Origin of the sequence: uncultured Bacteroides sp. (genome assembly GCF_910585845.1) — a bacterium.
Lineage (GTDB): Bacteria > Bacteroidota > Bacteroidia > Bacteroidales > Bacteroidaceae > Bacteroides.
Genome location: NZ_CAJUHF010000084.1, coordinates 1 through 7772 on the forward strand (window position 1 = coordinate 1; position 7772 = coordinate 7772).

Genomic DNA, 7772 nt, shown 5'->3' on the forward strand with positions numbered 1-7772 from the left:
ACTCCGATGTTGAAACTTTATGCAAAAGTATAACGATTAAATAATATACAATGAAGAAATATATCGGAGCACACGTCAGTGCAAGCGGCGGAGTAGAAGCGGCGCCTGTCAATGCCCATGAAATCGGCGCAAACGCCTTTGCCCTATTCACCAAAAACCAACGTCAATGGGTATCCAGACCATTGACGGAAGAAAGCATCCGCAAATTCAAAGAGAATTGCAAGGCATACGACATTGACCCACGCTATATACTGCCACACGACAGCTATCTCATCAATCTGGGACACCCGGAAGAAGAAGGACTGGCCAAAAGCCGTGCCGCATTCTTGGATGAGATGCAGCGTTGCGAGCAATTGGGACTGCAACTCCTGAACTTCCATCCGGGAAGCCATCTCAAAAAGATCTCCATAGAAGAATGCCTGGACAGAGTTGCCGAATCCATCAACATGGCGCTGGACAAGACGCAAGGAGTGACTGCCGTCATCGAAAACACCGCAGGACAGGGCAGCAACGTAGGCCATGAGTTCTGGCAACTGAAATACATCATCGATCGTGTAGAAGACAAATCGCGTGTCGGCGTATGTCTGGACACCTGCCACACCTACTCAGCGGGCTACGACTTCATAGGAGAGTATGACAAGGTATTCCGCGAGTTCGACGAGACAGTCGGCCTCCATTACCTGAAAGCCATCCACCTGAACGATACGAAAAAAGCCTTAGGCAGCCATGTAGACCGCCACGACAGCATCGGGAAAGGCTTGCTGGGAATCGATTTCTTCAAACGCTTCATGAAAGACGAGCGTTTCGACAACATGCCCGTCATTTTGGAAACACCGGATGAAACCCTCTGGGCGGAAGAAATAAGACTATTGCGTAGCTTCGAATAGTTCATAAGACATGGCCTCAGAGCCCTATTTCATGAACTAAAAAAAAGAGAAACCATAAAGACATGAGCGGCAAGCTTTCTCACGCCACTTAGCGGATATCTATCAGCTTGTGCGTCTGCAAACTTAGCCGCCATTCCGGATGGCGCATCACGCAATCCACCGTTTCGGCGATATTACGGTTGGAACAGGGCTGAAGAAAGAAATGCTTTGCCGGAAGTTGTTCGTAGACAGTAACGTCCTGCCCTTCATACACCACTTTCACCTCGTTCATGCGGGTAATGCGCAACTTTCCTCCTTGCTTTGGCGAACAGGTCACCCAGTCTATATTGTCGGGAAGCGTATGTGTACCGTTAGTTTCAATACATACATATTTGCCGGCCTGATGCAGCTGTGAGACAAACTCATGGTCGATCCACAGAGAAGGCTCTCCTCCCGTCAGGATTACGGTAGTGGCAGGATATTTCCCAACCTCTTCCAATATCTCCTCGTCCGACATCAGAGTCCCCTCTTCATGCTGTGTGTCACAGAAAGTACACCTCAAATTGCAACCGGAAAAACGGATAAATACCGCAGGCGTACCTGTATAATACCCCTCTCCCTGCAAACTGTAGAATATCTCATTGATCTTTCTCATCATCCTCGTCATCCTTCCCATACTTAATCTTTCGTTCTCAGGCTCTCTTCCTCCTCTTTCTCGTAGATCGCCACATTGCCTTCCGACTCCTGCACTTCCACTTTGAAGCAAGCAGGTATCTGTTCGCACACCCAGCGGGCTATGTTCTCGGCAGTCGGGTTGAAAGGAAGCACTTCATTGAGATTACGGTGGTCCAATTGCGCTTTCACCACTTGCTTGATATGACTGAAATCGACTACCATCCCATCGGCATTCAGTTCGCGGGCACGACAATAGACGGTGATCATCCAGTTGTGCCCATGCAGATTTTCACATTTACTATGATAAGAAAGATGCAGGCTATGTGCAGCCGACACTTCCATACGTTTGATGACTGTATACATACTCTTAATTTGCTGATCTTACTACGCCCCCCAAGGCTTCAAGAAATTCTCCCAATCCTTTCCGTGCATCGGCAAGCTTGTCTTCCCAATGCTTCACGGAGTTCTGTCCGATGATATCCGTCACGTATTTCACAGAGATGAACGGCACTTCTTTGGCACGGCATACCATTGCCTGCGCATACGCCTCCATATCCACCACGTCGCCCTGCACATCCAGAAGTTCCGTCAGGAAGGAATCGCCTGTATTACACACGCCTTCCCCGTTTCCGTCCCAATGCAAGCAGTAACCTTTCTGTGCCAACAGTTCGGCGGAATCAATCTCCCACTCCACTCCCAAGCCATTCAGTTTCTGCATGTCGCGGTCTATGAAACGGCGGCAGACCAGTATATCTCCTACCCGATGACGGATAGTTCCCGCCGTACCTATATTCACCACCAGGTCCGGCCGTCCTTGATTGATGGCCTCAGCCAGATAAAAGGCCGACTTCACCTTTCCTATCCCGGTACGGAGATAGCCTATCTGCACCTCCTCTTCCCCTATCAGACCGGGAAACTTCAATTCCGTAAATTCGCCCTGAACGGCGTAAGTGACTAAAATTTTCATTAGATATCTCTATTTTAAAACACTGATATATAATAAGTTATCAGAATCGGACAAAAATTATTACTCCGGTCAATCCGTTAACTCTCAATTCCCAACTTTCAGTTTTCACCTTCTTTTAGGGAACAAAGTTACGGAGATTTATTGCATAGCAAATATTTTTTGCAAAGAAATCACGTGCTTCACCATTTTAAAGACCACATTTTACAACCAAAGGGATAGTGGACATAGATCTCTGCATACATTCCTTTTTTAGACAGACCTAAGTACATATCAATATTTCCCCCTTCAACTTTATGCCTTTCCGGCAAAAATATATCCTTTCCTCAAACAAATGTATCATCAGTGGTCTCCATTAACTTCCTCAAAAACTTCCTATACGCCTTTAAGATCTCCTTCTACACCTTATTATATATATACCACAAAATTCCATTCCGTCAGGAAACAACGTCCAAAAGATTTCACTCCTTTTGGCAAAGCATATCACTCAGGAGAAAAACATATTTCAAGCTAAAAGAAAAGTTGATCTCGCAGGCTGAGATGTATATCTCGCGACGTGAGATACAAATCTCAGCTGCTGAGATGTACATCTCGCGACGCGAGATGAAGTTTTAAGCCTGACTTAATCCTTTCTTTCCTTGAGTGAACCCTCTTTACTTAGTAGAGCTTTCTGTTTTCCTCCTTATAGCTGTCCGGTAATATAACAGTTGCCTATATCCGATACACAGTATCCGGCAGCACAACAACAGGAAAACAGAAGGAAAAAAGGAGTAAAAATCCCCTAAAAAGAAGAAATTTCTTCCTAAAACAGAATTTTCGTTGAAAAATTTTTGTAATCTACAAGTAAATTGTATTTTTGTGTACAATTTTGGTGTAGTAATGACAGACGAAGAAAAGAAGCTATTAAGTACCTTTGAAGCAAGGCTGCGACATTTAATCTATCTGCACGATGAATTAAAACGCGAAAATGCTGAGCTAAAGCAACTTCTTGAGGCTAAAGAAGAAGAATGCTTAAAGATACAAGCTGAATATAACGAACTGGAAAACAATTACATTAGCCTAAAAACAGCAACAACAATCAGCCTTAACGGCAGCGACGTAAAAGAGACGAAGCTGCGATTGTCTAAATTAGTGCGTGAAGTCGATAAATGCATCGCTCTGTTGAATGAATAAAAAAAGAAGGATGTATGAACGATAAGATAAAGATAAACCTGCAAATGGCAGGCGCCTCTTACCCCATCACCATCAACCGCGAGGATGAAGAGATGGTCAGGGAAGCCGCCAAACAGGTAGATATCCGGCTTAATGCGTATCGGGAACATTATCAAAACGTCCCAATAGAGAGAGTTATAGCTATGGTGGCATACCAGTTTTCCTTAGAGAAACTCCAATTGAAGGAACGACATGATACTGAACCTTATACAGCCAAAATAAAGGAATTGACCGAAGTTCTGGAAACTTATTTCAGAGAACAATAAGCCAACGGCACGACGGTCCGGTTCCGACAAAGAGAGAAAATCCACGCACTGTATCCTCAGTCTGCCCCGAAACAGGTAGGCTCTTGTGTGCAGTGCGTTTTTATTTATATATTAAAAAAACAAATTAATACAATGACAGTAGTTACAATACTCGTATCCATTGCCTGCTTCGTTGTCGGAGGGTTCGCCTCGTACTTGTTCTTCAAGCACGGGCTGAAGACCAAGTGCGACAACATCCTGAAAGAGGCCGAGACAGAAGCTGAAGTGATCAAACAGAAAAAGTTGCTGGAAGTGAAGGAGAAATTCCTGAATAAGAAGGCAGATCTGGAAAAGGAAGTCGCCATCCGTAACCAGAAAATACAGCAGGCGGAAAACAAGCTGAAACAACGCGAAATGGTGCTAAACCAACGCCAGGAAGAGATACAGCGCAAGAAAGCCGAAGCCGAAGCCGTGAAAGAAAACCTGGAAGCCCAACTGGTAATCATCGACAAAAAGAAAGATGAACTAGACAAACTGCAACAACAGGAAATCGAAAAACTGGAAGCCATCTCCGGACTCTCTGCTGAAGAAGCCAAGGAACGCATGGTAGAATCGCTGAAGGAAGAAGCCAAGACACAGGCACAATCTTTCATCAATGACATCATGGACGATGCCAAACTCACTGCAAGCAAAGAGGCCAAACGTATCGTGATACAGTCCATTCAACGGGTAGCCACGGAAACTGCCATCGAAAACTCTGTAACCGTGTTCCACATCGAATCGGATGAAATCAAAGGACGCATCATCGGTCGGGAAGGCCGCAACATACGTGCACTGGAAGCAGCTACGGGCGTAGAAATCGTCGTAGACGATACGCCGGAAGCTATCGTATTGTCCGCATTCGACCCGGTTCGCCGAGAAATTGCCCGCCTTGCCCTGCACCAGCTGGTGACGGACGGACGTATCCACCCGGCACGTATCGAAGAGGTAGTTGCCAAAGTACGCAAGCAGGTGGAAGAAGAAATCATCGAAACCGGTAAACGCACCACCATCGACTTGGGTATCCACGGTCTGCATCCCGAACTGATCCGTATCATTGGTAAGATGAAGTACCGTTCCTCTTACGGACAGAACCTGTTACAGCATGCCCGCGAGACAGCCAACCTCTGTGCCGTCATGGCATCGGAACTGGGACTGAACCCGAAGAAGGCAAAACGTGCCGGACTGCTGCATGACATCGGTAAGGTGCCCGACGAAGAACCAGAACTGCCACACGCACTCTACGGTATGAAGCTGGCAGAAAAGTTCAAAGAGAAACCGGACATCTGCAATGCCATCGGCGCCCACCACGACGAAGTGGAAATGACAAGTCTGCTGGCACCTATCGTACAGGTGTGTGATGCTATCTCCGGTGCACGTCCGGGCGCACGCCGCGAGATTGTCGAGGCTTACATCAAGCGTCTGAACGACCTGGAACAACTGGCAATGTCTTATCCGGGTGTAACAAAAACCTACGCCATTCAGGCAGGACGCGAGTTGCGCGTTATCGTTGGTGCCGACAAGATTGACGATAAACAGACGGAAAGCCTTTCTGGCGAAATAGCCAAGAAGATACAAGACGAAATGACGTATCCGGGACAGGTGAAGATTACAGTAATTCGTGAGACACGTGCAGTAAGCTATGCCAAATAATGGCATACGAATAATATTGATTTAAAGGATGACCACAGATTTGATTCTATCTGTGGTCATTTTGTTTTCATATATGATTAACTGTGTACCTTTATTTTTATCCCCTCCCCAAAAACAACTTCCGCAAAGTTTTCCTACTTTTGTAAAAATTATCCCTGTATTATAAGAAATGATGAAGCCATATCAATTTGAAATATGTGCCAACTCCGTAGAGAGTTGCCTTGCCGCCCAAACCGGAGGAGCCAATCGGGTGGAGCTGTGTGCCGGCATTCCCGAAGGTGGAACGACTCCGTCATACGGAGACATTGCCGTCGCACGTGAAGTATTGGACAAGACCCTGCTGCACGTCATCATCCGTCCGCGTGGCGGAGATTTCCTGTATTCTCCCATCGAACAACGCATCATGCTGAAAGACATCAGCAATGCCTGCAAGTTGGGAGTGGACGGTGTAGTATTGGGCTGCCTCACCGCCCAAGGCGATATAGACATGCCACTCATGAGACAATTCATGGAAGCCGTGCAAGGAGTACCCGTTACCTTCCACCGTGCCTTCGACGTATGCCGCAATCCACAGGAAGCTTTGGAACAAATCATCGAATTAGGATGCAGCCGCATACTCACCTCAGGACAACAACCTACGGCAGAACAAGGTATCCCCCTGCTGAAAACATTGCAACAACAAGCAGCCGGACGCATCATCTTGCTTGCCGGATGCGGAGTAAACGAGAACAACATCTCACGCATTGCCGACGAAACGGGAATCCGTGAATACCACTTTTCGGCAAGAGAGAATATCAAAAGCGGTATGATGTATCGCAACGAAGCCGTCTCTATGGGCGGAACTGTACATATCGAAGAATACAGTCATCCGGTCACGACTATAAGAAGGGTCAAACAAACTATTTACAATTTACTTACATAAATTGAAGGTGTGTCAAAACGCCTTTTTTAAGAAAATCACCCTTGCCACAGCTATTTGTGCTATCCCTCATGATATGCAACAGATAATGCTCGTTGCATCCCGGAGAATAGTAATTCCAAAAGGCTTCTCTGGTCACGAAATCTGTTTCCCTATAGTCTGATGTTTGTTCGGTCCTAAGTTCTATATTCATGGTATACGGTTTTCTATCGTTTTCCTATTCTCTCACCTCAATCACGTATCCTCTCCGGAACACCTCGCCCGGAGCCAAGTGCTGCATCCAGTCCTTGTCCTTATACTCGCCCATATAGTGTGCACGGTCGCATCGTCCGTACCACGGCTCAATGCAGACAAATGGAGCATTCTTTGCCGGAGGCGACCACAACCCCATTACCGGAGCATCGGAATAGAGCGTAAGATAAGGTTTCTTTTCCTTATCATATAGCGTGACTTCTCTTACTTGGCTACCTTCCAAAATCAAGGCATCTTTGTCAAAAGTATGCACATCCAAAGGCAGCAGGCCGTCCGTCAATACCAAAGGGTACTCCTTGTCCGGGGCAGCACAACCTTTCTCTGAAATAAGGATATGGCGCAAACCGTCCGTTTTGTCAAAGCCAAAGTAACCGCGTCCTGCGGTTGCCGCATCATAGCCCGGATAGTAGAAAGCCGGATGTGCACCTATCTGGAAGTGCATCTCCCGGTTGCCGGTGTTGCGTACCTCCCACAAAACCTCAATCTTCTTTCCCCTGATCCTATAGCCTATTTCGAGGCAGAAGGGGAAAGGATACTTTTTCCGGGTCTCTTCATTGTCCGTCAGCCTATAAAGCAGGTCATGATCGCTTTCAGCAACCAGTTCAAAATCCATGTCACGGGCAAAGCCATGTTGGGACATCGAATAAGTTTCGCCGTCCTGCCTGTAGGTATTCTCCCACACACTGCCTACAATGGGGAAAAGCACCGGAGCGTGGCGTTTCCAGTAAGCCGGATCCGCCTGCCAGAGATATTCCTTACCGTTGCAACAGATGCTACATAGTTCTGCTCCGTGCGAGGAGACTTTGACTGTCAGGTCTGAAGTAGAAATTGTTTTCATATCGTATGTTCTTTGGGGTTATTATATCACACGCCTTGTTTACTAAGAAATTGAGCGTAACTATTCAGCGAATCGAATACAATCATGTTGGTCAGCAACAATTTTAGAA

At 46.5% G+C, this 7772-nt stretch carries 9 protein-coding genes and 1 pseudogene; 5 read left to right on the top strand and 5 right to left on the bottom strand.

Annotated features, from left to right (window positions below):
• Positions 1–50: 50 nt before the first annotated feature.
• A complete protein-coding gene (nfo, locus tag QZ323_RS14145) occupies positions 51–887 on the top strand; it encodes a deoxyribonuclease IV (RefSeq protein WP_294635344.1) in 837 nt (278 codons plus the stop codon).
• 88 nt (positions 888–975) lie between these two features.
• Here nfo and QZ323_RS14150 read toward each other — a convergent pair whose 3' ends face one another.
• Genes QZ323_RS14150 through QZ323_RS14160 form a run of 3 tightly spaced genes read right to left on the bottom strand, consistent with a single transcriptional unit; the run spans position 976 to position 2508 of the window.
• Positions 976–1521, bottom strand: a complete 546-nt coding sequence (locus QZ323_RS14150) for a radical SAM protein (RefSeq protein WP_294635351.1) — start codon at positions 1519–1521, stop codon at positions 976–978.
• A gap of 23 nt (positions 1522–1544) precedes the next feature.
• Positions 1545–1904, bottom strand: coding sequence for a 6-carboxytetrahydropterin synthase QueD (queD, locus tag QZ323_RS14155; protein ID WP_294635345.1), 360 nt, complete (start codon positions 1902–1904; stop codon positions 1545–1547).
• A gap of 4 nt (positions 1905–1908) precedes the next feature.
• Positions 1909–2508 (bottom strand): nucleosidase, encoded by a 600-nt coding sequence (locus QZ323_RS14160; protein WP_294635346.1) that lies wholly within the window; start codon positions 2506–2508, stop codon positions 1909–1911.
• An 876-nt stretch (positions 2509–3384) separates the two neighbouring features.
• Here QZ323_RS14160 and QZ323_RS14165 point away from each other — a divergent pair.
• The 4 genes from QZ323_RS14165 to QZ323_RS14180 all read left to right on the top strand — a co-directional run bounded on the left by QZ323_RS14165 (position 3385) and on the right by QZ323_RS14180 (position 6576).
• Complete coding sequence (locus QZ323_RS14165; RefSeq protein WP_294635347.1) at positions 3385–3678, top strand: hypothetical protein; 294 nt, start codon at positions 3385–3387, stop codon at positions 3676–3678.
• A gap of 14 nt (positions 3679–3692) precedes the next feature.
• On the top strand, positions 3693–3983 hold the full coding sequence (locus QZ323_RS14170) for a cell division protein ZapA (protein WP_294635348.1): 291 nt from the start codon (positions 3693–3695) through the stop codon (positions 3981–3983).
• Positions 3984–4115: 132 nt separating this feature from the next.
• Positions 4116–5654, top strand: coding sequence for a ribonuclease Y (gene rny, locus QZ323_RS14175; RefSeq protein ID WP_294635349.1), 1539 nt, complete (start codon positions 4116–4118; stop codon positions 5652–5654).
• A 172-nt stretch (positions 5655–5826) separates the two neighbouring features.
• Positions 5827–6576: a copper homeostasis protein CutC gene (locus tag QZ323_RS14180; protein WP_294635352.1), complete on the top strand. Its 750-nt coding sequence runs from the start codon at positions 5827–5829 to the stop codon at positions 6574–6576.
• A gap of 61 nt (positions 6577–6637) precedes the next feature.
• On the opposite strand, the pseudogene QZ323_RS14185 reads toward QZ323_RS14180, so the two are convergent.
• Positions 6638–6766, bottom strand: a pseudogene (locus tag QZ323_RS14185) (GNAT family N-acetyltransferase); the annotation flags it as partial.
• Positions 6767–6790: 24 nt separating this feature from the next.
• Complete coding sequence (locus QZ323_RS14190; protein ID WP_294635350.1) at positions 6791–7663, bottom strand: aldose 1-epimerase family protein; 873 nt, start codon at positions 7661–7663, stop codon at positions 6791–6793.
• Positions 7664–7772 lie beyond the last annotated feature (109 nt).